The organism is Rhizobium mulingense (assembly GCF_029194105.1).
GTDB classification, from domain to species: Bacteria; Pseudomonadota; Alphaproteobacteria; order Rhizobiales; family Rhizobiaceae; genus Rhizobium; species Rhizobium mulingense.
Window position 1 is genome coordinate 39,408 of sequence record NZ_JARFVE010000013.1, and the last position, 21,765, is coordinate 61,172.

Below are 21,765 nucleotides of genomic sequence, written 5' to 3' on the forward strand. Positions count from 1 at the left end.
CGGGAACTCGGGAAAGTCCGGGGCGTTTGCTTTCAGTCGAAAAGCCGAGGCAACCATGACCGCGTTAGAAACCATGCTCAATCAACCCTACCTGCTTAGAACAAAAGCGCAACAGCCAGGCGGCGGTGAAAAACAGGAACTGGAAGGCTACGCCGAAAAAGCCGCCTTCCTGGTAAATGGCAACCGGTATTTCGCCGAGCTGGCGCGCGCGCTGCGGCAGGCGCGGCGCAGGGTCTGGATCGTCGGATGGGATTTTAATCCTGATATTCCGATGGAGCCGGAGAAATCTGGCGAAACCTTGGCCGAGCTGCTGCACGCCCTGGCAGAGGCAAACCCGGCGATCGAGATACGCATTCTCATCTGGACGCTCGGACCGATCTATTCGGGAAAATCCCTGCAGGTGCTTCGGAAGAAAAACTTTCCGAGGAATGCCAGGATCGATCTGCGCTTCGATTTTCAAAACACCGTGCGCGGCTGCCATCATGAGAAACTCGTCTGTATCGACGATGCCGTTGCCTTCATCGGTGGCCTGGACCTGACGTCGCGGCGATGGGATACGAGACGCCATCGCGCCAAGGAGGTATTGCGACGTGACCCCGAAGGCGTCTCCTACGATCCGCTGCATGACGTTCAGGCGATGGTCACCGGTGACGCCGCCAGGCTGATCGGCAATATCTCGCGGCGGCGCTGGGAAAAGGCCACCGGCGAAAGCCATGGACCGCTTGCCGAGAGCTACCCTTTCACATGGCCGGACGATCTTGCCGTTTCGCTGAAGCAGATCCCCGTCAGCCTCGTATTGACGGAGCCGGCGACGACTTTCCGCACCGGGATCAGCGACGGCATCGCCTCGACACTCGACGTCATCGCCCGGGCGCGGCGGCAGCTTTACATCGAAGCGCAATATCTCGCCTCCTTCCGCGTCGCCGACGCCCTTGCCGCGCGTCTCCAGGAGGAAGATGGCCCCGAGATTGTGGTCATCTGCACGCGCCGTTCGCACGGCCTGATCGAAAAACTCGTCATGGGCGGCAATCGTGACCGCGTCATCCGTCGTCTCAAGCGCGCCGATCGCGCTGATCGGTTCAGGATCTATTATCCCGTCGTGCCCGGACCGCCAGTGCCCGGACCGACAGTGCCCGGGCCGCCAAAGGACGACGGGGTGGACGTGCTCATCCATTCCAAGCTGATCATTGCCGACGACGAACTGATCCGCATCGGCTCTTCCAATCTCAACAACCGCTCGGAGGGATTGGATTCGGAATGCGACATGCTTCTCGAGGCCGACAATGACGAGCATCGCGGCGGAATCGCGGATCTGCGCCATCGTCTGCTGGCCGAATATCTTGGAACGACCACCGAGACCTTTGCGGCAGCCTTTGCGCAGAGCGGCTCGATCATCCAAGCAATCGACACGCTCAATGATGGGCCTCGGGGCTTGCGGGAATTTGCCGTCGATCTATCGGGCAGCATTTCGCCGATAAAGGGCACCGCGTTCTTCGACCCGGCCCGGCCCTTCGGGCTCCTAGATCGACTGGGCCTCGGCGCGCTCTTCCGTCTCCTGGTCCGCCCCGCGTGACTGGCGCCGGAAGATCACTTCGCTGATGATGAGAAGCGTGGTGCCGAGCGCCAGCGGAATGAAGAAATAGCTGCAGCGGAACGCAATCAGCGCACCGATCGAGGCTTCCTGCGGCACGACATAGGAGACCGTCGCCTCGAGTACGCCGAGACCACCGGGGACATGCGTTGCAAGGATCGCGGAATTGGCGAGCACGTAAGCCGTCACCGACCTGAAGAAGGCAACGTCGCCGAAAACCGAGAGCATCTGGTGCAGGCATGCGGACACCAGCATGAAGTTGATTGTCCCGACCCCGACCTGGGCGAGCGCGATCGAAAATCGCGGCAGCTGAAACGACCAGTGCCAGAGCCGCAGCCGGCCGCGGATGAAATACGCCAACCCCGCATAGAGGACCGGCACGACGAGCGCCAGCAGACCGAATAGGCGGGTGCTCGCCGGGTCGATGCGCAGCAGACGCGCGGCATCGCCGGGATTGACGATCAGTGCAAGGCCGCCGAGCGTGATCAACCCTAAGCCGACGGTGACGCCGCATAACAGGATGATCTTCGCCACGTCCTCGGCCGTCAGGCCCCAGCGGGAATAATAGCGAAAGCGGAAGGCGCCGCTGCTCAGCCCCGCAAATCCGATATTGTGGCCGAGCGAAAGGCTAATGAAGGAGGCGAGCACGATCTTCCGGTAAGGCAGGGATTTGCCGAGCGAGCGGATCGCCAGCAAGTCGAAACAGCTCAGGCATAGATAGGATGCCGCCGTAAACAGGAGTGCTGTGCAGAAGCTCGGAAAAGGTATGCTGCGAACCGATTGAACGATCTGCTCCAGGCTGTACTGGCGGAAGATCCGATAGAGAAGAAAGCCCGCGATACAAAGGGCGGCAACGAGCAGTCCATTCCAGATTGCGTTTTTCAGACTCATCGATTGTCCGTTTCGAGGTGCGAGCGCGATAACTCGATCAACTGGAACGATCAAAAGAGTATTGTGTTCCCCTCTGGGAGGACGAACCCTGTCTCTCGAGGGGAGACCAGCTTTAGCGGGCCAATGCCGGATAGATCGATCAAACTCCTGACCTATAACGTGCACAGCTGCATCGGCAACGACCGGAAGCTCGACCCGGGCCGCATCGCGTCGGTCATTGCCGAGGCTGGAGCGGATATCGTCGCCCTGCAGGAAGTCGATGTGATGAGACATCGGACCGGCGGCGTCGATCAGGCCCATACGATCGCATCGCTGCTGAAGATGCAGGTGCATTTCCATCCGGCGCTGTCGGTTGCCGAGGAGCAGTATGGCGATGCGATCATCACCGCGCTGCCGACAGGCGCGGTCAAGGCCGGCCCTCTGCCCTCCATCGGCGAACAGCGCGGCGCGCTATCCGTCGAAATCCTGGTCGGCGACAGGAAGCTCCTGGTGATCAACACCCATCTCGGCCTTCGCGGGCGCGAGCGCATCCGGCAGATGACGACGCTGTTGAACACAGGCTGGCTGCGCGGCGCGGCGAACGAACCTCTTCCCTGCATTCTCTGCGGCGATTTCAATGCAATTCCATCATCGGCGACGTACCGACTTGCCGCGCGGTCGTTGAAGGACGCCCAGCTCGCGGGCAAGGCCGCCGCGAAAGCGACCTTTCCGTCCCTCTACCCGCTGATGCGTCTCGACCACATCTTCGTCACCGACGATCTCGTCGTCAAAAATGCCGCCGTCCTGCAAAATCGGCTGACGCGGATCGCCTCGGACCACCTGCCTCTGCTTGCGGAAATCGGTTTCGCCTGATCGTCGGCGTGGCACATCCGGACAGCATGCCGTGGGCGCCGTGGGGGCTTTTATGCAACGAGCCTGCTTCAGGGGCGGATGGATATTACTCCGTCCTCCAATCCTTGAGCCGTTTTCGCAATCTGTCGGCGGCAATGGCCGAGTTCCTAGCCAATGCCACGCAGGAAATCGCGACGCCGTCACCGCCAGGCTTGCCGATCAAGATCATGCAGATCATCGGCGTCATGGACGACATCGCCTTCAAACCTGCTCAGGAAGAAACGGACAGGCGCGTGGCGTGGCCGCTGCCTGAGGGGGAGTCAGTGACGGCTGTAGAGCGGCGGCATCACATCTTCGTCTGCGAGATCGGGATAAAGCTGCCTGCGGGTGCGAGCGAGCGCTTCTGCCTCCCGGCGATTCCGTTCCAGCAGAACGGCGGTGACGTCCTTAAAGGGCTCGCCGTCCGACAAGGCGACGCGGACGGTACCGCCCTGCGAGAGGAAGTCGCAGAAGGACCGCATCGAGCGAAGACGCGTCGTGATCTCGATATAGCGGTCGTCATGTCCAGCCATATTCATCTCCCTTCCAAACCGTAAGATGGCGCGAACACTTCGGCGAGAAGATGGCGCTCGTTTCAGCTATCCGTCGGACATCAATCTCTGGCAAGCTTCCGATTGATCGCGGCGGCCGCCAGGGGCAGCGCCGCGGTCGCCACAGTCCCGAGAGGCAAACGCCGGAGCCCCCTGGTGACGACGAAGGCTGCCGCAATCGCGCCCGCCAGCTTGAGCCATGGCCGGTCACCGAGTTGGGCATGGGCACTGGCATCGGCCCAGCGAGCATTTTCGGTCAGGACGGTCGCGGCCTGCCGCCGGATCACCTGCAAACGGGCCTGGAGGTTTTCAAACTCTTCCCGCAACTCCCGCAGACGGCCTTCCAGAGCATGTCCTTCGGAGGTCTCGACGGTTTCCGCGACATAGGCGTCGAACGGAATTTCCCCACCAAGCGTGGCGAGATAGGCGCGGTATTCAGCCTCGTTCGCGAAGCCGTCGCGCCGGATGAGGTCAGGATTGATATCCGCCTCTTCTTTATTTGCGAGCGGGATGCCGACGTCGTCGAGGCTTTTGGTGGCGCTAGTGCCGGATTCGTTCTTGAACATGATGCGTCTCCCGTGTTTCCTCACCGCAGAACGCCTGATGGCTCAAATTGATCCCACTCGCCGACCTGGCCCTGCGGGCCTACGCATGTCGCTGCCGAAAACCGCTGCATACTGTTGCGCGACATGCTTCAATCAAAAAGCTCGCCATGTCCAATCTGTTCACGCTTGCCCGGTACCTCGCTGATGATCGGATCGTCGGCAGGGTCGGGATCTTTTCTGTTGGCCTCGTTCAAAAACCGCGCGGCCTCGAGGAATGCGACCGATATTTCCTCGGTCCCCCATCCGGCTTCATTGGCGGCAGCAATCAGCTTTTCCAAGGCGTCGCGTGCAGCAGCGCTCGCTTCTTGGAAGCGCTGAGCGGGAGCCTCGGCTTTCGGCCGTGGAAAGGTCATCGTCTTCCCTCCATAGACTGGCTATCGAGGATGAACGCAGTTCCCGGGAAATGGATGCACCATGAGGACGATTTAGCTGCGGACGCTCCGATTTTCTCTATCAGATGACCGTTCGCAACAGAAACGGGGAAGGCTCCAGCGGACGCTGGGCAAGGATTCTGAGCATCGCCGAGCCCTCTATGCCGGTCGTGGTCCGCGAGCGGCCATCATGATAGACGACCGTCATGACCTGACCACGAATATCATAGCGTATCTGCGCAATCGTCCGGGTGTGAACCGGAAATATAAATTCGTCGCGCTCGGATATCTGCCCGGAGGTCTTCAAAGTCATCGCCCATGCCCCAACGATGATAGCGCCCCCTCATGTTCCGCGTTTCAGGCGCACCCCGGCCTGGAAATCGGAAGCACCGAACGCCCCAATCAAGCACATATTGCCTCCACGGTCACGTGACATGCAGATCCGTATTGGAAAACTGTTTTATAACAGCAGCTTAGGAAAGCACGAGGCACTGCTGAAATCAATGCAAGGTTTTCTCTAGCCCGTGGGCGTGAACGGCTTGCGGCCAGCATTCGACAGTGAGTGCGAGCGACCGGACCGCTTCGTCCACCCCAAAAAGCACGTCCCTCAACCGTTCGATCTCACGATTGAGTTCATACACCCCCGCTTCGTCGAGATCATCTCCGTCAAGCAGCCGCCTCGCCGTTTCGATCAAGCGTTCCGCCCGCCCGACGATGGCGAGAGCGCTGCGTATGATGATATCGAGCATCCGATTTTCCCTTGTGCGTGAGAGAGCCTCGGACAAAATCGGGGTGCTGACAATCCTGAAATCTTGTCAGATCCGCTGGCGCATCCAGTCGTAGAAGTCCCTGACGTCTCGCAAGGCGGACGGCCCGCGACGCGGCGAGGAGACGTGATGTGAGGCAAAGGCGAACACACCCGCGACAGCAGTCACGAGCATAACCGTGGCAAGCGGATAATGTTTGACCACGGCCTCGGTCTGATGGATCGCTTTTCCAGCACTGTCCTTTGCCGATCGCCCGGCCTCCAGCACCTGCTGCTTGAGCATGTCGATCTGTTTCCGCAATGTACTCAATTCCACGCGCAGGTCCTCTTCGGGCTGCCGGGGGACGCCGACGGATGCGGTGTTGGTGTCGATAATGGCTTTTGGCACCGGTTCGCCGAGCTTGGCTCGGCTGGTGTCGAGGGTAGTCGTTTCACTGTGCTTGCGACGCGGCATTTTGACATCTCCCAAAATCAACGTTCCGACCTCGCGGTCCCTCCATGAGAACTTTTTGATAATCAATTGACAGCGCATGTCGCGACAACGCGCAACCTGCCTCGCGCTCGCGCCTCAATGATATTGTCAGACGCCTAAAGCTCGTCGCTGCGACGCCTTACCGCGTGCTTCAAAGCCAACAAGTGTCTGCGCCTCTCCAGCATGTAGTCGGCATAACCGACGCAGATAAACAGCAGTGTCGGGCCGGCGTAGATGACGATGAGAGCCAATGCAACAAGGATGAATACGGTCGTCATGGTCTGTCTTCCATCATGTTGATCCTATGAAGCGACGGACCTCATCCCTTCGGCTAGTTAGTCCGCCGCCAGTCTGCCCCTCACTTCCGCCGCGGGTCGTGGCCGTGGTGGCGATCATGCTCGCCGCCACCGCCGGAGACCTTGCTTTGCGTGCGTTTGTCCGGCTCTGCTGCCGGCTTCTGAATGTCGAGCGGCTCCTTGGCATTTTCACGCGAAGCGCCCGGACCGCCCTGGCGGATGGTCGCGGCGCTCTTCTTGGACGTGGACATCGATGCCTCCTAGCGGTCCTGCTGATGGCTGGTATTGATCTTACTGTTGCCTTGCTGACCCTTCTTATCCGGGTCTTCTACACCGCTTGCCATTGCGGCGTCTTCTGCTTTGGTCTTCATCGGCTTGCCTGCGCCCTTGCTGCTGACGTTGCCGGCTGGAACAGGAGGTAGCTTGCTGCTCATCACGTCTCTCCCCAGTCGGGGTCTCGGTTCGAGCTGTGATCCGAATATTGCTCGGTCTGAACCGTCTTGCCGTCCAGGCCGCGCTCCTTGGAGTGTTGTGTCTTGTCGCGGTTCGACAGGACCATATTTTCAGGAAGCTGCTCTTCTTCGAGATCGGTCAAGGCGCCGCTGCCATCGCCTTTTCCCTTCGCGCCAGCGCCGATATGTTTCCGGTCGGCATGTGCCATGGTTTTCTCCTTGGTCGTATCAAACAATCCAGATCCACCGAGGTTCCGGGATCGAACGCAAATCAGCCGGATGGACCGCCAGGCCGGCCGTACCGCTTGTCGAGATGCCGTCGCAACTCGTCCTTCTGGACGAAGCGGTCGGTGTTGCCCGGCTCGTGATCGGGATGCGATATTTCGACATCGAGATCATCGGGAAGCGCGAGCGCCTGCCTGGCGTTCATGATGCCGAGAGGGACGCGCCCTTCTTCGGTATCCACCGCGACTTCGACCAGGTGTTTCTTGGAAATCATCTCGGCGATCCTTTTCCTATCTATTCAGAATCCGCCGGCTTCCTATTCGTTCCCTTGCCAATCGATTTTGCGGCCTTTCCTTGCGCATCGCCTCCGTTACGCGCTGGACGAGCGGGTTCGACATCATGTCCTCGAGCGAAACCGAAAGCTTCGGCTTCCAATTCGGATAGCTGTCACTCGTGCCGGGAATATTGGTCGGGTTTTTCTCATCGGTGAGATCGGCAAGGCGCACCGCAACGAGAAGGGATGGGGTTCTGGCGATGAAGCGATAGGCGCTGACGGTCAGCTGCCTCAGCGCCTCCCGACTTGCCCTTGCGTCAAGACGCTTCGGCAAGCCAAAACCGGCAGCTCTGAGCGCCGCCTTCAGGCGTCGCCGCTCGCGCTTGCGGTGTTCGAGATGCTTTTCGATAAGATTCGGCGGCACGATGCCGTGGTCGCGCCGGTCCTGAATGTCGGCGCCGCGCCACCAGCCGGCCAGGGTCTGATGATCGTGCGTCGAAATACACGCTAAGGCAAGAATGGGATAGGCAGCCGCCGGCTTGAAGCCGTCGTCGTCCTGTTCATAGGAAAGGATCCGATAAGAGAGAATTCGGGCCGCCGCCAGATCATCGGGCAGGTCCTCGGGGATCATCCCCAAGGCTTCGCCGATGACGAGGCATCGATGCTCGGCCGACGTCTCGGCAAGGATCTGCAGGAGCCGATCCTGGGGATAGCGGACATAGCCGCCGCCCTGCGGGCTGGCGCCGAGCGGCACCAGAAAGAGGCGGCGAAGCGCCGGGGCATGATCGATGCGGATCGCACCCGCATAGCGCATGGCCGCGCTCACCAGACGACGAAAGGGAGAGGTTTCCCTTGATGCGATCATGGAAGGCAGATAGCCGGCAAGATGCCAGTCCTGCCCGTCGACGGCGAAGGGATCGGGAGGACTGCCGACGGTGGCCCCGGAAATATAGACTTCCGGCTCACTCCATGTCGCCGATCCGTCGACTGCTTCGCCGACGGCAAGATCAAGGTAGAGCCCGATCCGCATACCGGCCTTCAGCGCCCGCGCGGCCGCCTGCATCAGCTGCCGGTGGGCGAGCCATTGCAGCCACATATGGAAACGCACATCGTCTTCATGTTCGCGCTCGAATTCGGCGACGGCAGCGCTGTCGGCACGCTGGAAGTCGGACGGCCATTTCTGCCAGCCGGCACCCGCGCCACGAGCGGTCATGGAAAGCGACAGGCATTCGAAAAGAGCGTGCCGCCGCAAGCTGTCGCCGCCTTGCGCGACGAAGGCGTCGAAATCCCGGGGATCATAGGTCTTGTCGGTCGCCGCTCGCGCCCGCCACTCCGGCCAGAGATCCCGCAGCGCTTGAAGCTTGGTTCGTGCGACGCCGGCGTAATCCACGAGCTCTGTTTGGCGAAGGCGTTGCAATTGCCGCTCGAGGTCGGCATTGCCGGTAAAGCCCGGCACCTTGTCGACGGCGATATGGAGCGGGTTGAGATGCTGGCGGCTCGAGGGCTCATAGGGGCTGCAGCGATCGGGATCGGCGAGAAAAGGCGCGTGGAGCGGGTTGAGACCGATGAAATCGGCGCCAAGCGATCCCGCCAGACCTGTCATAGTGGACAGATCCTCGAAGTCCCCAAGGCCCCAGTTGCGCGCCGAGCGAAGCTCGTAAAGCTGCAGGCTGATGCCCCAGACGCGCGTGCCGGAGAGAAAATCCGGGAGGTATGACCTTGGGATCTCCTTGAGCGTCGGCTTCGGCTCCTGCCGCGTCCCGGCTGTCTCGCGATCAGCCGCCGCCGAGAGGTCAACCTTCAGTGCCGAAAGCAGCTTGCGCTTCGTGTCGCTGGAGATCGCCACTTCCCGATTGTCGGGACTGGGCCTTGTCGGGCTAATGCCGTGCCGGCGGGCGAGCCTTTCGATCTCCGCGCGCCTCATGGTTCGATCGCCTTCATCTCAGCCCCTTACACTTCACCGATGGTCCAGATCACCGTCCAAGGCGCAAGATCGCCATCGTCATTGCGGCCGAGACGGAAGATCGTCTCGCCGCCCTCATGCTGAGCGCCGAGCGTCGCGGCCTCGTCACTGAGATTAGCGCTGAAGTGAAGTCGCCGGTTGCCGGCAAACGTCCAATCCACCGCCACCGCAGTGCCGGCCGACCGGTAAGCCCCATGTCCGGCTCCGCCTTTCAGCAAGGGGATGATTCTTTGATGTCGCAGATCGAGAAGCATCCTGTAGAAATCAAGGGTCTCCGAGGAGGCGCGTTTCGACCAGTCGAGCTTGGCGGCAGCAAAGGTCGACGCCGCCGTCGGGTCGAGAAGCTCGTCGGCATCGAAGCCCGGCAGGCGCGAAAGCTCCTCGCGCCTGCCTTTGCGGACTTTGTCGTTCAGATCCTCGTCGAAATCGCAGAAAAACGGAAAAGGCTCTTTGGCACCCCATTCCTCGCCCATGAACAGCATCGGGATCTCGGGCGCCAACAGGTAGATTGATGTGACGGCTTTGATGGCATCGGCCGGGCTCGCGGCCATGATGCGGTCGCCGAGCGCCCGGTTGCCGATCTGGTCATGGTTCTGGATAAAGGACACGAAGGCGGTCGGCGGCAGGTGGCCGCTCGGCCTGCCCCGACTCCCGCCGCGGTAGGGCATATGCTCACCCTGGAACACGAAACCTTCGGCCAACGCGCGGCCGAGCTTATCGGCATCGCCGGCGTAGTCGGCATAATAGCCGAAGGTCTCGCCGGTCGCAGCGATATGCAGCACATGGTGCAGGTCGTCGTTCCACTGGGCGGTGAAAAGCCGGGCCGCGCCGTTCTCATCGCGCTGCAGCAGGTCGCTGTCGTTCTCCTCGTTTTCAACGATCAGGTGGACCTGCCGGTCGCCGGCCGCTGCCCTGACACGACGGGCGAGCGCATGCAGAAGATGCTCCCTGCTGTCGTCCTTGATCGCATGGACGGCATCGAAGCGAAAACCATCGAGCCTGAACTCGGTGATCCAATAGATGGCGTTCTCGATGATGAATTCCCGGATCATCTCCGACCCGTCGCCGTCATAATTGACGCCGTTGCCCCAAGGCGTCCTGTGATGATCGGTAAAGAGCGGCGCGTAGGACGGAATATAGTTTCCATCCGGCCCGAAGTGATTGTAGACCGCGTCGAGGAAGACCGAGATGCCGCGCTCATGCGCCGCATCCACCAGCTCCATCAAATCTTCGGGCTTGCCGTAGCTGCTGTCAGGCGCATAGGGAAGCACGCCGTCATAGCCCCAACTATAGCGGCCCGGGAATTCAGCGACCGGCATGATCTGCAGCGCCGTCACGCCCAGTTCCCGCAGCTGGTCGAGACGCTCGATCGCGGCCTTGAAAGTACCCTGCGGCGTGAAGCAGCCAATGTGCATTTCGTAAATGATCATCTCCTCCCAGGGCCGGCCCTTCCAGGCAATGGTCTTCCAGCGGTAGGCAGAAAGATCGACCACTTCGCTCGGGCCATGCGCATCCTCAGGCTGGAACCGCGAGGCGGGATCGGGGACCTCGAGACCATCCGGCAGCACGAAACGGTAGCGCGTGCCGACGCCGGCTTCCGCGACCACGCAACGATGCCAGCCGTTGTCGTCCGCCTGCATCGGACGGCGATCCGCGCCTACGATCCTCAACGATACGCTTTCATGCAGAGGAGCCCAGAGGCGGAACAGAACGCCGTCTTCGCTGAAAGCGGGGCCGAACATCATTTTGGTCAAGGGAGAGCCTTTGATGAATGGACGGGATCTGGGTAACTGCCGTGGGAGCAAAAAGTTTCGTCTGCAAGCGGACGTGGGAAAGCGGCCGCCGTCGGCAGTGTTTGGGCTGAGAAAAAGTAGGATTCTATCCTATCATGTGCAGAAAGATAGGAGTGCAATCGATGCGTTCGACGCAGCAGATGAGCATCACGTTGCCCGTGGAAATGGCGAAGCTGGTTAAGCAGCGAGTGTCCAACGGCGAATACGCCTCAGAGAGCGAAGTCATTCGCGAAGGTTTGAGAGCCTTGCAAGAACGCGAAAACGCTGTCGAGCATTGGCTTCGAACGGAAGTTGCGGCCACCTATGACGCATATAAGGCCGATCCCACTAAAGCTAAACCCCTCGATGAGGTCTGGAGGCGCCTTGAAGCGAGCATGGACGAGATCGATCGGGAAAAGGATTGATGAAGCACTATCATATCCGCCTGACCGATGAGGCGGAGCTGGATTTGGTGCGTATCTATGGCTTCGTTCGTAGGAAATCCACGTCTGCTACCGTCGCCCGCGATTGAGTGGCCCGCATCAGGACCTTCATGGATGGTCCGAGATGTAATCCCGAACGTGGCAGCCTCCGTGATCATGTTCGCCCAGGCTTGCGTATAGTCGGCTTTGAGCGCCGGGTAAGCGTAGCGTTCGTCGTCGAGCCTACCGAGGTCATTATCATCCGTATCCTCTACGCCGGCCAGCGGTTTGACGAGGAAAGCTAGCAGCTTCTGGACTAGTGAGAATCGCGCGCTGCCCGCCTGTCAAGTATGATCCGCCCTGCCGCTCGCTTCGTCGATTACGCCGCAGCGACCTTGTCCCGGAGCGCTTCGTCCATGGCCGCCTGAAGCTGCTCTTGAGTGAACGGCTTCGTCATCCTGAGCATCGGGCCGAGCCCCTGGTCCTCGGTAAGCTCGACATAGCCGGAAGCGAGAATAACGGGCAGGTTGGGGAAAGCTGCACGAAGGTGGCGCGCGAGCTCGGCGCCGGTCATGCCCGGCATGGCGTGATCGGTGATGACAAGATCGCACTCCTGTCCGCCGGCGAAGAATTCCAGAGCCTGGGAAGCGGAAGTCGCTTCCCGCGGCAGGTGTCCAAGGTCCTCCAGCATCGCCACGGTTCCGGTCCTGACGAGCGCATCGTCGTCGACGACAAGAATGGCAAGCGATCGCGACACCGGCTTCACGGGTTCCGCGGCCGCCGGCACTACCGCCGGCTGCGCCTTGGTGAAGCTCTCGGCGACGGGCAGCCAGAGGGAGACGGTGGTGCCCTTGCCTCTCGCGCTCGAAATCTGGATCGAGCCGCCCGATTGCGCTGCCAGGCCGTGCACCATCGACAGGCCGAGACCGGTACCCTTGCCGATCCCCTTGGTGGTGAAAAATGGCTCGGCAGCACGCAGAACCGTCGCCTCGTCCATCCCCTCGCCATCGTCCGAGACCGATATCTTGATGTAATTCCCGCCCGCAAGGCCGGTCGGCCGTGCCTCTTCCGGCGCCGCGGCGACCGTCACCGCACCGCCGCTTTCGAGCGCATCGCGCGCATTGACGAAGAGGTTGAGCAGCGCTAGCTCCAGCTGGTTGCTGTCCACCAGCAGCGGCTCCAGATCCGCCGGGATGCTCTTTCGAATCTCGACGCGCGGACCGACCGCCTTGGCGAGCAGATCCTCGACATTTTCGAACAGCCGGAGGAAGTCGACCGCCTGCGGCTTCAGCTCCTGTCGGCGGGCGAAGGCGAGCAGGCGCTGGGTGAGCGCCGTGCCGCGCTCGGCGGCCTGGATCGCGTTCGTCACCAGGCGTTCGCTGCGCTCATCGGCCGGCAGCCGCTTCTTCAGCAGGCTGAGGCTGCCGAGCACCGCCATGAGAAGATTGTTGAAATCGTGCGCCACGCCGCCGGTCAAATGGCCGATCGTGTCGAGCTTCTGCGCTTCGAAAAGCTGTGCCAGCGCCTCCTCGCGCTCGCGGGTCCGCTGATCGATCCGGTGCTCGAGTTCTTCATTAAGCTGACGCAATTGCGCCGCCGATGTTTCGAGCTCGGCGGTGCGCTGGTGCACCCTCGCCTCCAGCTCGGCATTCAGGCGTTCGAGTTCCCGCGTCTTCCTGTAGAGATCGGCAAAGACCCTGACCTTGGCCCGCAGCACTTCGGGCACGATCGGGACGGAGACGTAGTCGACGGCGCCGACCGCATAGCCGCGCAGCCGGTCAGGCTCGGCCAGCATAACGGCGGAGACGAAGATGATCGGCGTATTCTGATAGCGCGGATGCTGCCTGATCATGCTGACGAGCTCGAATCCATCCTGTTCAGGCATGCAGACGTCCACGAGGATTACGGCGATTTCGGTGCGCAGCAGGTGCTCGAAGGCTTCGCGGGCCGACTGCGCCTTGATGAGGTTTTCCTCGAGCTCTTCGAGAATGACTTCGTAGCTCAGGAGCTTCGCTGGCTGGTCGTCGACGAGGAGGATGTTGACGGGGTTCATGGGCCGGATCCTCAGCGGTGCAACCACATGCGCAGAGCCGACAGGAGCTGCTCGGTGTTGACGGGCTTCGCCAGGTAATCCGACGCACCCGCCTCCAGGCATTTCTCCCTGTCACCCTTCATCGCCTTCGCCGTCAGCGCCAGGATCGGGAGACGCCGGAAGCGGGGCTCCGAGCGGATGACCTGCATCGTCTCATAGCCGTCCATCCCGGGCATCATGATGTCCATCAGCACGATCGCAACCGAGGGTTCATTATTGATGATGTCAATGGCTTCGCTGCCGGTCGTCGCCGTCAGCACCCTCATGCCGCGGCGCTCCAGCACGCTGCTGAGTGCGAAGATGTTGCGGGCATCATCGTCGACAAGCAACACGGTCTCGCCGACAAGATCCTCGTCCGAGCTGTGCAGTTCCTGCAATGTCGCCTGCTTTGCCGCCGGGAGATCGGCGACCACCCGGTGCAGGAACAGTGCCGTCTCGTCGAGAAGCCGCTCGGGGGACTCCACACCCTTGACGACGACGCTGCGGGCCATGCTGTGGAGCGTCGCGTCCTCCTCCGCAGAAAGCTCCCTGCCGGTGAAGACGACCACCGGCACCTCGCCGATCTCGGCATCGTCTCGTATCTGCTCCAGCACGTCGAAGCCCGACATATCGGGAAGAGAAAGATCGAGCACGACGCAGTCGGCGGAATTGCTCCGCAGAGCGGCAAGCGCCTCGGATCCCGAGCCGACGCTGGTGATGTCGATATCGTCATGTCCGAGAAGCGCAGTGACGCTCAAGCGCTCCGCCTCGTCGTCCTCCACGAGCAGCAACTGCTTGCGGCGCGGCTCGGCATAGGCCTTCAGACGCGACAGCGCCTTGCCCAAACCCTCCGCCGTCGTCGGCTTGCTCATGAAGGCGAAAGCGCCGCGCGTAAGCCCATGCTGCCGATCCTCGTCCAGACTGATGATCTGCACCGGGATATGCCGCGTCTGCGGGTTCTGCTTGAGCTGGCTCAGCACCGTCCAGCCGAGCATATCGGGCAGGAAGATATCGAGCGAGATCGCCGATGGCTTGTAATCCTGCGCGAGCGTCAGCGCATCGCTGCCGCGCATCGCCACCAGCACCTTGAAACCATTGTCGCGGGCGAGATCGACCAGGACGCGGGCGTAATGCGCGTCGTCCTCGACGACCAGCAGCACCGAGTCACCCGTCGCGATCCGGTGTCGATCGTCTGCGACATGTTCGGTGGGCTTCTCGGCGCGGCGGCTTGCCGCCGCCTCGGCGAATTCGACGACATTCGCCGGCGGCGAAACCGGCCTGGGTGCAACCGCACCGGCGCCGACATAGGTGAGCGGCAGGTAGAGGACGAAGGTACTGCCGACGCCGGGCGTGCTGCGCAGCTGGATCTCGCCGCCGAGCAGGTTTGCCAGTTCGCGGCTGATCGCCAGCCCGAGGCCGGTGCCGCCATATTTGCGGCTCGTCGAGGCGTCCGCCTGCTGGAATGCCTCGAAGATGATACGCTGTTTTTCCGGCGGGATACCGATGCCGGTATCGACGACTTCAAAGGCGATCACCGACGGCGCGTGCCGGAGCGAGGGGTGATCCGACGACCAGCCGCTCGTCGCCGATGCGACGCGAAGTGTCACGCCGCCCTGCGCGGTGAACTTGAAGGCGTTCGACAGCAGGTTCTTGAGGATCTGCTGGAGCCTCTTTGAGTCGGTGATAATGCTCTTTGTGACGTCGGTGCCGACCTCGACCGCGAAGGACAGGTTCCGCGTTTCCGCTTCGTGCCGGAACGGTCGCGCCATCACTTCGAGCAGATTGTTCACGAAGATCTCCTCGGCGTCGACCGAGACCGTACCGGACTCGATCTTGGAGAGATCGAGAATATCGCTGATGAGATTGAGCAAATCAGTGCCGGCGCCGTGGATCGTCTTTGCGAACTCGACCTGCTTGCCCGACAGGTTGCCGTCGGGGTTTTCTCCGAGCTGCTGGCCGAGGATGAGAATGGAGTTCAGCGGCGTGCGCAGCTCATGCGACATGTTGGCGAGGAACTCGGATTTGTATTTCGAGGTCAGCGCCAGTTCGGTCGCCTTTTCCTCCAGCGCCCGCCGCGCCTGCTCGATCTCCTGGTTCTTCGCCTCGACCTCGACGTTGCGTTCCTCGAGCTGCTGCGCCTTCTGCCCGAGCTGCTCGTTGGTCTGCTGCAGTTCGCGCTGCTGGGTCTGCAGCTCGGCGGCGAGCTGCTGGGACTGCTTCAGCAGGCCTTCGGTCTGCATGGTCGCTTCGATCGAATTGAGAACGATGCCGATCGATGTCGTCAACTGGTCGAGGAAAGAGAGCTGCAGCTCGGTGAATTCGCCTGCGGAGGCGAGCTCGATAACCGCCTTCACCTGCCCCTCGAAATGCACCGGCAGCACGATCGCGCTTCTCGGCAGAGTGGTGAACACGCCGGAGCTGATCGGTACGACGTTATCGGGCAGATCGGTGACGAGGATGCGGCGGGCATCGCTCGCGCATTGGCCGACTAGGCCCTGGCCGAAGTCGAGCCGCGGCGGATGCGCCGCCTCGCCGCCTTGCGCATAGACCGACAGCAGCGACAGGAACGGTTGGCTCTCGTCGGCATCCACCTGGTAGATGACGCCCTGATGGGCGCCGACCAGCGGCGCGAGCTCCGACAGCAGCATCTTGCCAACCAGCGTCAGGTCACGCTGCCCCTGCAGCATGTTGGTAAAGCGCGCTAGGTTCGTCTTCAGCCAGTCCTGCTCGGTGTTGCGCTCGGTGGTGAGCCGCAAATTATCAATCATCGTGTTGATATTGTCCTTGAGCTCGGCCACTTCGCCCCGCGCATCGACCTTGATCGAGCGCGTCAGGTCGCCCTTGGTGACGGCGGTCGCCACTTCGGCGATGGCGCGCACCTGCGTCGTGAGGTTCGCGGCGAGCAAGTTGACGTTGCCCGTCAGATCCTTCCAGGTGCCGGCCGTGCCCGGCACGTTGGCCTGGCCGCCGAGGCGGCCCTCGACGCCCACCTCGCGCGCCACCGTGGTCACCTGATCGGCGAAGGTGGCAAGCGTGTTGGTCATGTTGTTGATGGTTTCGGCAAGTGCGGCCACTTCGCCCTTGGAGGCGACAGTGAGGTTCTGCTTCAAGTCGCCATTCGCGACCGCCGTCACCACCTTGACGATGCCGCGCACCTGCTCGGTGAGGTTGGCGGCCATGACGTTGACGGTGTCGGTCAGATCCTTCCAGGTACCGGCGACGCCCGGCACCTGAGCCTGGCCGCCGAGCTTGCCCTCAGTGCCGACCTCGCGGGCGACGCGCGTCACTTCGCCGGCAAAGGCGTTGAGTTGGTCGACCATCGTGTTGATGGTGTTCTTCAGCTCGAGGATTTCCCCCTTTACGTCGACGGTGATCTTGCGGGAGAGGTCACCGCGCGCCACGGCGGTCGTCACCTCGGCGATGTTTCGAACCTGGGTCGTAAGATTGGCGGCGAGCAGGTTAACGTTGTCGGTCAGGTCCTTCCAGGTGCCGGCGACGCCGGGAACGACGGCTTGACCGCCAAGGCGACCATCGGTGCCGACTTCGCGCGCCACGCGCGTCACTTCGCCGGCGAAGGAACGAAGCTGGTCAACCATGGTATTCAGCGTGTCCTTCAGCAGCAGGATTTCGCCGCGCACGTCGACGGTGATCTTGCGCGACAAGTCGCCATTGGCGATCGCGGTCGCCACCTCTGCGATGTTGCGCACCTGTGCCGTCAGGTTGCCGGCCATCGAGTTGACGCTGTCGGTCAAATCTTTCCAGGTGCCGGCCACACCGGAGACCTGCGCCTGACCGCCCAGCTTGCCTTCGGTGCCGACTTCGCGGGCCACACGGGTGACTTCACCGGCGAAGGCGTTGAGCTGATCGACCATGGTGTTGATGGTGTTTTTCAGCTCCAGGATTTCCCCCTTCACGTCGACGGTGATCTTGCGCGACAGGTCGCCGCGCGCCACGGCGGTCGTCACTTCGGCGATGTTGCGCACCTGGCCGGTCAGGTTGGAGGCCATGGAATTGACGTTTTCGGTCAGGTCCTTCCACGTGCCGGCGACGCCCGGCACCTGCGCTTGGCCGCCGAGCTTGCCTTCGGTGCCGACTTCGCGGGCGACGCGCGTCACTTCCGAGGCGAAGCGGTTCAGCTGATCCACCATGGTGTTCAGCGTTTCCTTGAGCTCGAGGATTTCGCCCGAGACCGACACCGTGATCTTCTTCGACAGGTCGCCATTGGCGATGGCGGTCGAGACTTCGGCGATGTTGCGCACCTGCGCCGTCAGATTGCCCGCCATCGAGTTGACGCTGTCGGTCAGATCCTTCCAGGTGCCGGCGACGCCGAGCACATTCGCCTGGCCGCCGAGCCGCCCCTCGGTGCCGACCTCGCGGGCGACGCGCGTAACCTCGCCGGCAAAGCCGTTCAGCTGATCGACCATGGTATTGATGGTCTCCTTCAGCTCCAGGATTTCGCCCGAAACCGGGACGGTGATCTTCTTCGACAGGTCGCCCTGGGCGACCGCGGTCGCGACTTCGGCAATGTTACGCACCTGGCCGGTGAGGTTGGAGGCCATGGAATTGACGCTGTCGGTGAGGTCCTTCCAAGTGCCGGCGACACCGCGCACATTGGCCTGGCCGCCGAGCCGGCCTTCCGTGCCGACTTCACGGGCGACGCGCGTCACTTCGCCAGCAAAACCGTTCAACTGGTCGACCATCGTGTTGATGGTTTCCTTCAGCTCCAGGATTTCGCCCGAAACCGGGACGGTGATCTTTTTCGACAGGTCGCCATTGGCAATCGCGGTCGAAACCTCGGCGATGTTGCGCACTTGCGCCGTCAGGTTACCGGCCATCGAGTTGACGTTTTCGGTCAGGTCCTTCCAGGTGCCGGCGACGCCGCGCACATTGGCTTGGCCGCCGAGCCGGCCTTCCGTGCCGACTTCGCGGGCAACGCGCGTCACTTCCGAGGCAAAGGCGTTCAGCTGGTCGACCATCGTATTGATGGTTTCCTTCAGCTCGAGGATTTCGCCGGAGACCGAAACGGTGATCTTCTTCGACAGGTCGCCGTTGGCGATGGCGGTCGAGACTTCGGCGATGTTGCGCACCTGCGCCGTCAGGTTCGAGGCCATCGAATTGACGTTGTCGGTCAGGTCCTTCCAGGTGCCGGCGACGCCCGGCACCTGCGCCTGACCGCCGAGCCGCCCCTCGGTACCGACCTCGCGGGCGACGCGCGTCACCTCACCGGCGAAGCCGTTGAGCTGATCGACCATGGTGTTGATGGTTTCCTTGAGCTCCAGGATTTCGCCCGAGACGTCGACGGTGATCTTGCGCGACAGGTCGCCGCGCGCCACGGCCGTCGTCACCTGGGCGATGTTGCGCACCTGGGCCGTCAGATTGCCGCACATGGCATTGACGCTATCGGTCAGATCCTTCCACGTTCCAGCGACTCCCGGCACCAGCGCCTGGCCGCCGAGCTTGCCTTCGGTGCCGACCTCGCGGGCCACACGCGTCACTTCCGAAGCGAAGGAGCGCAGCTGGTCGACCATGGTGTTGATCGCTTCCTTCAGCTGCAGGATTTCGCCGCGCACGTCGACGGTGATCTTCTTGGAAAGGTCGCCGTTGGCAACGGCGATCGTCACTTCGGCGATGTTGCGCACCTGCGCCGTCAGGTTCGACGCCATCGAGTTCACGCTTTCGGTCAAGTCCTTCCAGACGCCGGTCACCTCGGACACCTGGGCCTGGCCGCCGAGTTTTCCGTCGGTGCCGACCTCGCGGGCGACACGCGTCACCTCGGAGGTGAAAACGCTCAGCTGCTTGATCATTGTGTTGACGATATCGGCCGAGCGCAGGAATTCGCCCTTGAGCGGCCGGCCGTCGACGTCCAGCGGCACGGTCTGCAGCAGGTCACCCTTGGCGACCGCGGTGATCGTGCGCGTCACCGCCGTCGTCGGCCACAGGAGATCGTCGATCAGGCCGTTGATCGATCCTTCCATCTCGGACCAGGACCCATCGGAGAGGCCGAAGCGCACCCGTGTGCTGGTTCGCCCATCGCGGCCGACGACCTGACCGACATGTTCGAGCTGCTGGGCCATACGCTGGTTGGCGGCAATAATGTCATTGAGGGCATCCGCGATCTTGCCGGTGACGCCCGTGAGATCAGAGCGCATTCGCACGGAGAAATCACCGCGCCTGACCGCGACCAGAACCTCAAGGAGCGCGCTGGCATCATCGAACGCCATGGTTTTGTGGTCGTGCCCATTGAGGCTCTCTGCCGCGGCGTTGTCACGCGCGAATTCGCTGATTTGGTTGCTCACGAAAATCCCCTTCTTTGACGACTGGTAATTTAGTGCTCAACTTGGAAAATGGTATGGGCCATCCCCGGTAGAGCTTATCATGGTTTGTCCTTCAAAATGAACTTAGTAGCTGCATAAACCAACGCCCTGTACGAAAGCCGGCTTTGCGGTTTTTTGCGCGGGCTGGAACCGTTCTCCGCCGGACGTCGTTTCCGTCCTGACAATGGAGAGCGACATGTCGAACGTCTCGAGGACCGGTAAGGAAGAGATCAACAACGCGACCAGCCCGACCACCTTTGGAAAATCGGTCGAAAGCCAGGCGCAGATCCAGGATGCGGCGGAAACCTCACGCGATGCCGGCGATGAAATGCTCAACATTTATCGGCTGGAACCGATTGCCGCCCCCGACGATCCGAGATGGGACAATGCCCCCGGCCATGGCATCGTTGTCGTCGCCGCCAGAACGCCGGGCGATGCCAGGATCGTCGCCGCAGCGCGCGAGCTCGATTTCATGGAAGTGGATGCGGCGCCCGCCGAGGATGTGACGACGGCCAATGCCAGCGCTTTTCGCGACGACAAGCTCTACACCGTCATCGAGATCGACCGGGACAGGCGCGATGTCACCCGCGGCATCGTCGACGGTGTCATCTCCGTCGACACGATCCGACCGGTTGAGCCGGATTAAAGGTCTCTCTTTTCATTGGAGCTCTCATGAATACGGCCAACCTGCAGCTCAAAGGCTTGATCATGGCAATGGCGTCGATCTGCGACGCAATTGTCGAAAAAGAACTGCTCACCCACCAGGAACTCAATGCGGCACTCGCGAAAGCGAGGAAGGCCGTCGAGGACGATGATGACCACGAGTTGTCCGATGCCAACCGCGCCGCCATCCTGTTTCCCATCCGTGTGCTGATGCTTGCCGATGAGGCAAACAAGCGAGGCGAACGCTTCACGTTTTCGGACTATGCAAAGCTTGTGGGAAAACTGACCTGACGATGTTTAATGGCTTTGCCCTCGATATTGTCGACGTCGGCCCAGGTTCGCTGCGGGTCCGCTACGGAGGCTCGGGGCCCGTCGTTCTCCTCCTCCATGGGCATCCCCGCACGCATATGACCTGGGGCAGGACGGCAGAATTGCTGTCACCGCACTTCACCGTCGTCTGTCCCGATCTTCCAGGCTTCGGCCGCTCCTACCAGCCAACTGACACTCCCGATAGCAGCAATTCCTCCAAGCGCGCCAAGGCTCACGCACTCGTTGAGCTGATGAGGCGATTGGGGTACGAAAGCTTCTTCGTCGTGGGCCACGATCGTGGAAGCCTGACGGCGTTCCGGATGGCGATGGACCAGCCCGCCTGCGTGCGCAAGCTCATCGTCGTCGACAGCCTCCCTGTTATCGAGCATCTCGAGCGCGCCGACTGGAAATTTGCCCGGGACTGGTACCACTGGTTCTTTTTCGCCCAGCCGGAAAAGCCTGAACGAGCGATCTCAACTGATCCCTTGGCATGGTACGACAAGCTCTCGCCCGGGCTGATGGGTAAGGAAGCTTATGACGATCTCGTCGACGTCATTCATACTCCAGCTGTCATCCATGGTATGATCGAAGACTATCGCGCCGGTCTCAGCATCGATCATCTCCATGACCGCGAGGACCGCGATGCCGGCAGAAAAGTGACGTGCCCCACGCTATGCCTCTGGTCGTTGCGCGACGACCTGCAACAGATCTATGGCGACCCCACCCTCATCTGGCGAAACTGGGCCGATGACGTGCGAGGTTTTGGGATAGACAGCGGCCACCATGTGGCCGAGGAAAATCCGTCTGCACTCTCGCAGGCGATCCGGACGTTTCTTGAAGCCCGTTAATGGTCCCGCCTGTCGATTGGCTTGATATCGTCGGGGGTT

22 protein-coding genes are annotated in these 21,765 nt (G+C 61.7%); 7 read left to right on the top strand and 15 right to left on the bottom strand.

The features are described 5' to 3' along the window. Window positions 1–55: 55 nt before the first annotated feature. Entirely contained in the window at window positions 56–1,573 is a 1,518-nt protein-coding gene (locus PYR71_RS24895; protein WP_275621262.1) for a phospholipase D-like domain-containing protein, read from the top strand. Here PYR71_RS24895 and PYR71_RS24900 read toward each other — a convergent pair. Beyond that, complete coding sequence (locus tag PYR71_RS24900) at window positions 1,520–2,482, bottom strand: lysylphosphatidylglycerol synthase domain-containing protein (RefSeq protein WP_275621263.1); 963 nt, start codon at window positions 2,480–2,482, stop codon at window positions 1,520–1,522. The two genes, PYR71_RS24895 and PYR71_RS24900, sit on opposite strands and share 54 nt — an antisense overlap. A gap of 123 nt (window positions 2,483–2,605) precedes the next feature. Between PYR71_RS24900 and PYR71_RS24905 the strand changes: the two genes are divergently transcribed. Together PYR71_RS24905 and PYR71_RS31080 are read left to right on the top strand one after the other, a co-directional pair. Continuing rightward, complete coding sequence (locus PYR71_RS24905; RefSeq protein ID WP_275621264.1) at window positions 2,606–3,334, top strand: endonuclease/exonuclease/phosphatase family protein; 729 nt, start codon at window positions 2,606–2,608, stop codon at window positions 3,332–3,334. A gap of 134 nt (window positions 3,335–3,468) precedes the next feature. Continuing rightward, window positions 3,469–3,909, top strand: coding sequence for a hypothetical protein (locus tag PYR71_RS31080; protein WP_275621265.1), 441 nt, complete (start codon window positions 3,469–3,471; stop codon window positions 3,907–3,909). A gap of 56 nt (window positions 3,910–3,965) precedes the next feature. Here the strand turns inward: PYR71_RS31080 and PYR71_RS24915 are convergent, their stop codons facing one another. From PYR71_RS24915 to treZ, 12 genes are all read right to left on the bottom strand, one after another. Further along, window positions 3,966–4,469 carry a hypothetical protein gene (locus PYR71_RS24915; protein WP_275621266.1) on the bottom strand — a complete coding sequence of 168 codons (504 nt, stop codon included), beginning with the start codon at window positions 4,467–4,469 and terminating at the stop codon, window positions 3,966–3,968. 128 nt (window positions 4,470–4,597) lie between these two features. Beyond that, window positions 4,598–4,861 carry a hypothetical protein gene (locus PYR71_RS24920; RefSeq protein ID WP_010026897.1) on the bottom strand — a complete coding sequence of 88 codons (264 nt, stop codon included), beginning with the start codon at window positions 4,859–4,861 and terminating at the stop codon, window positions 4,598–4,600. A 100-nt stretch (window positions 4,862–4,961) separates the two neighbouring features. Further along, complete coding sequence (locus tag PYR71_RS24925; RefSeq protein ID WP_275621267.1) at window positions 4,962–5,192, bottom strand: hypothetical protein; 231 nt, start codon at window positions 5,190–5,192, stop codon at window positions 4,962–4,964. Between the two features lie 187 nt (window positions 5,193–5,379). Beyond that, a complete protein-coding gene (locus PYR71_RS24930) occupies window positions 5,380–5,628 on the bottom strand; it encodes a hypothetical protein (protein ID WP_275621268.1) in 249 nt (82 codons plus the stop codon). 66 nt (window positions 5,629–5,694) lie between these two features. Then, window positions 5,695–6,099: a hypothetical protein gene (locus tag PYR71_RS24935; protein ID WP_275621269.1), complete on the bottom strand. Its 405-nt coding sequence runs from the start codon at window positions 6,097–6,099 to the stop codon at window positions 5,695–5,697. A gap of 134 nt (window positions 6,100–6,233) precedes the next feature. Then, complete coding sequence (locus PYR71_RS24940; protein ID WP_275621270.1) at window positions 6,234–6,395, bottom strand: hypothetical protein; 162 nt, start codon at window positions 6,393–6,395, stop codon at window positions 6,234–6,236. 80 nt (window positions 6,396–6,475) lie between these two features. Next, on the bottom strand, window positions 6,476–6,664 hold the full coding sequence (locus tag PYR71_RS24945) for a hypothetical protein (RefSeq protein ID WP_275621271.1): 189 nt from the start codon (window positions 6,662–6,664) through the stop codon (window positions 6,476–6,478). 9 nt (window positions 6,665–6,673) lie between these two features. After that, the gene (locus PYR71_RS24950) at window positions 6,674–6,847 is read right to left on the bottom strand and encodes a hypothetical protein (RefSeq protein ID WP_275621272.1); all 174 of its coding nucleotides are present in this window, start codon (window positions 6,845–6,847) and stop codon (window positions 6,674–6,676) included. Beyond that, window positions 6,847–7,074 (bottom strand): hypothetical protein, encoded by a 228-nt coding sequence (locus PYR71_RS24955; protein WP_275621273.1) that lies wholly within the window; start codon window positions 7,072–7,074, stop codon window positions 6,847–6,849. The genes PYR71_RS24950 and PYR71_RS24955 overlap by 1 nt, the downstream gene beginning before the upstream one ends. 62 nt (window positions 7,075–7,136) lie before the next feature. Continuing rightward, window positions 7,137–7,364: a hypothetical protein gene (locus PYR71_RS24960; protein ID WP_275621274.1), complete on the bottom strand. Its 228-nt coding sequence runs from the start codon at window positions 7,362–7,364 to the stop codon at window positions 7,137–7,139. 16 nt (window positions 7,365–7,380) lie between these two features. Continuing rightward, a complete protein-coding gene (gene malQ / locus PYR71_RS24965) occupies window positions 7,381–9,288 on the bottom strand; it encodes a 4-alpha-glucanotransferase (protein ID WP_275621275.1) in 1,908 nt (635 codons plus the stop codon). 26 nt (window positions 9,289–9,314) lie between these two features. After that, window positions 9,315–11,072 carry a malto-oligosyltrehalose trehalohydrolase gene (gene treZ / locus PYR71_RS24970; RefSeq protein ID WP_275621376.1) on the bottom strand — a complete coding sequence of 586 codons (1,758 nt, stop codon included), beginning with the start codon at window positions 11,070–11,072 and terminating at the stop codon, window positions 9,315–9,317. Between the two features lie 170 nt (window positions 11,073–11,242). Here treZ and PYR71_RS24975 point away from each other — a divergent pair, with 170 nt between their 5' ends. Continuing rightward, window positions 11,243–11,524: a type II toxin-antitoxin system ParD family antitoxin gene (locus PYR71_RS24975; RefSeq protein ID WP_183934702.1), complete on the top strand. Its 282-nt coding sequence runs from the start codon at window positions 11,243–11,245 to the stop codon at window positions 11,522–11,524. A 376-nt stretch (window positions 11,525–11,900) separates the two neighbouring features. Here PYR71_RS24975 and PYR71_RS24980 read toward each other — a convergent pair whose 3' ends face one another. Together PYR71_RS24980 and PYR71_RS24985 are read right to left on the bottom strand one after the other, a co-directional pair. Beyond that, window positions 11,901–13,574: a response regulator gene (locus PYR71_RS24980; protein ID WP_275621276.1), complete on the bottom strand. Its 1,674-nt coding sequence runs from the start codon at window positions 13,572–13,574 to the stop codon at window positions 11,901–11,903. Between the two features lie 11 nt (window positions 13,575–13,585). Further along, entirely contained in the window at window positions 13,586–19,888 is a 6,303-nt protein-coding gene (locus PYR71_RS24985; RefSeq protein WP_275621277.1) for a HAMP domain-containing protein, read from the bottom strand. Between the two features lie 202 nt (window positions 19,889–20,090). On the opposite strand from PYR71_RS24985, the gene PYR71_RS24990 reads away from it, so the two are divergent. Genes PYR71_RS24990 through PYR71_RS25000 form a run of 3 tightly spaced genes read left to right on the top strand, consistent with a single transcriptional unit; the run spans window position 20,091 to window position 21,726 of the window. Continuing rightward, entirely contained in the window at window positions 20,091–20,552 is a 462-nt protein-coding gene (locus PYR71_RS24990) for a hypothetical protein (RefSeq protein WP_275621278.1), read from the top strand. Window positions 20,553–20,578: 26 nt separating this feature from the next. Beyond that, on the top strand, window positions 20,579–20,860 hold the full coding sequence (locus PYR71_RS24995; RefSeq protein ID WP_097580953.1) for a hypothetical protein: 282 nt from the start codon (window positions 20,579–20,581) through the stop codon (window positions 20,858–20,860). Between the two features lie 2 nt (window positions 20,861–20,862). Next, window positions 20,863–21,726, top strand: coding sequence for an alpha/beta fold hydrolase (locus PYR71_RS25000; protein ID WP_275621279.1), 864 nt, complete (start codon window positions 20,863–20,865; stop codon window positions 21,724–21,726). Window positions 21,727–21,765 lie beyond the last annotated feature (39 nt).

Coding starts and splice junctions, on each gene's coding strand:
- PYR71_RS25000 (WP_275621279.1), top strand. CDS start 20,863: ATGTTTAATGGCTTTGCCCTCGATATTGTCGACGTCGGCCCAGGTTCG.
- PYR71_RS24975 (WP_183934702.1), top strand. CDS start 11,243: ATGCGTTCGACGCAGCAGATGAGCATCACGTTGCCCGTGGAAATGGCG.
- PYR71_RS24900 (WP_275621263.1), bottom strand. CDS start 2,482: ATGAGTCTGAAAAACGCAATCTGGAATGGACTGCTCGTTGCCGCCCTT.
- PYR71_RS24945 (WP_275621271.1), bottom strand. CDS start 6,664: ATGTCCACGTCCAAGAAGAGCGCCGCGACCATCCGCCAGGGCGGTCCG.
- malQ (WP_275621275.1), bottom strand. CDS start 9,288: ATGAGGCGCGCGGAGATCGAAAGGCTCGCCCGCCGGCACGGCATTAGC.
- PYR71_RS24980 (WP_275621276.1), bottom strand. CDS start 13,574: ATGAACCCCGTCAACATCCTCCTCGTCGACGACCAGCCAGCGAAGCTC.
- PYR71_RS24990 (WP_275621278.1), top strand. CDS start 20,091: ATGGAGAGCGACATGTCGAACGTCTCGAGGACCGGTAAGGAAGAGATC.
- PYR71_RS24940 (WP_275621270.1), bottom strand. CDS start 6,395: ATGACGACCGTATTCATCCTTGTTGCATTGGCTCTCATCGTCATCTAC.
- PYR71_RS24960 (WP_275621274.1), bottom strand. CDS start 7,364: ATGATTTCCAAGAAACACCTGGTCGAAGTCGCGGTGGATACCGAAGAA.
- PYR71_RS24915 (WP_275621266.1), bottom strand. CDS start 4,469: ATGTTCAAGAACGAATCCGGCACTAGCGCCACCAAAAGCCTCGACGAC.
- PYR71_RS24955 (WP_275621273.1), bottom strand. CDS start 7,074: ATGGCACATGCCGACCGGAAACATATCGGCGCTGGCGCGAAGGGAAAA.
- PYR71_RS24905 (WP_275621264.1), top strand. CDS start 2,606: ATGCCGGATAGATCGATCAAACTCCTGACCTATAACGTGCACAGCTGC.
- treZ (WP_275621376.1), bottom strand. CDS start 11,072: ATGATGTTCGGCCCCGCTTTCAGCGAAGACGGCGTTCTGTTCCGCCTC.
- PYR71_RS24950 (WP_275621272.1), bottom strand. CDS start 6,847: ATGAGCAGCAAGCTACCTCCTGTTCCAGCCGGCAACGTCAGCAGCAAG.
- PYR71_RS24925 (WP_275621267.1), bottom strand. CDS start 5,192: ATGACTTTGAAGACCTCCGGGCAGATATCCGAGCGCGACGAATTTATA.
- PYR71_RS24930 (WP_275621268.1), bottom strand. CDS start 5,628: ATGCTCGATATCATCATACGCAGCGCTCTCGCCATCGTCGGGCGGGCG.
- PYR71_RS24895 (WP_275621262.1), top strand. CDS start 56: ATGACCGCGTTAGAAACCATGCTCAATCAACCCTACCTGCTTAGAACA.
- PYR71_RS31080 (WP_275621265.1), top strand. CDS start 3,469: ATGGCCGAGTTCCTAGCCAATGCCACGCAGGAAATCGCGACGCCGTCA.
- PYR71_RS24920 (WP_010026897.1), bottom strand. CDS start 4,861: ATGACCTTTCCACGGCCGAAAGCCGAGGCTCCCGCTCAGCGCTTCCAA.
- PYR71_RS24935 (WP_275621269.1), bottom strand. CDS start 6,099: ATGCCGCGTCGCAAGCACAGTGAAACGACTACCCTCGACACCAGCCGA.
- PYR71_RS24995 (WP_097580953.1), top strand. CDS start 20,579: ATGAATACGGCCAACCTGCAGCTCAAAGGCTTGATCATGGCAATGGCG.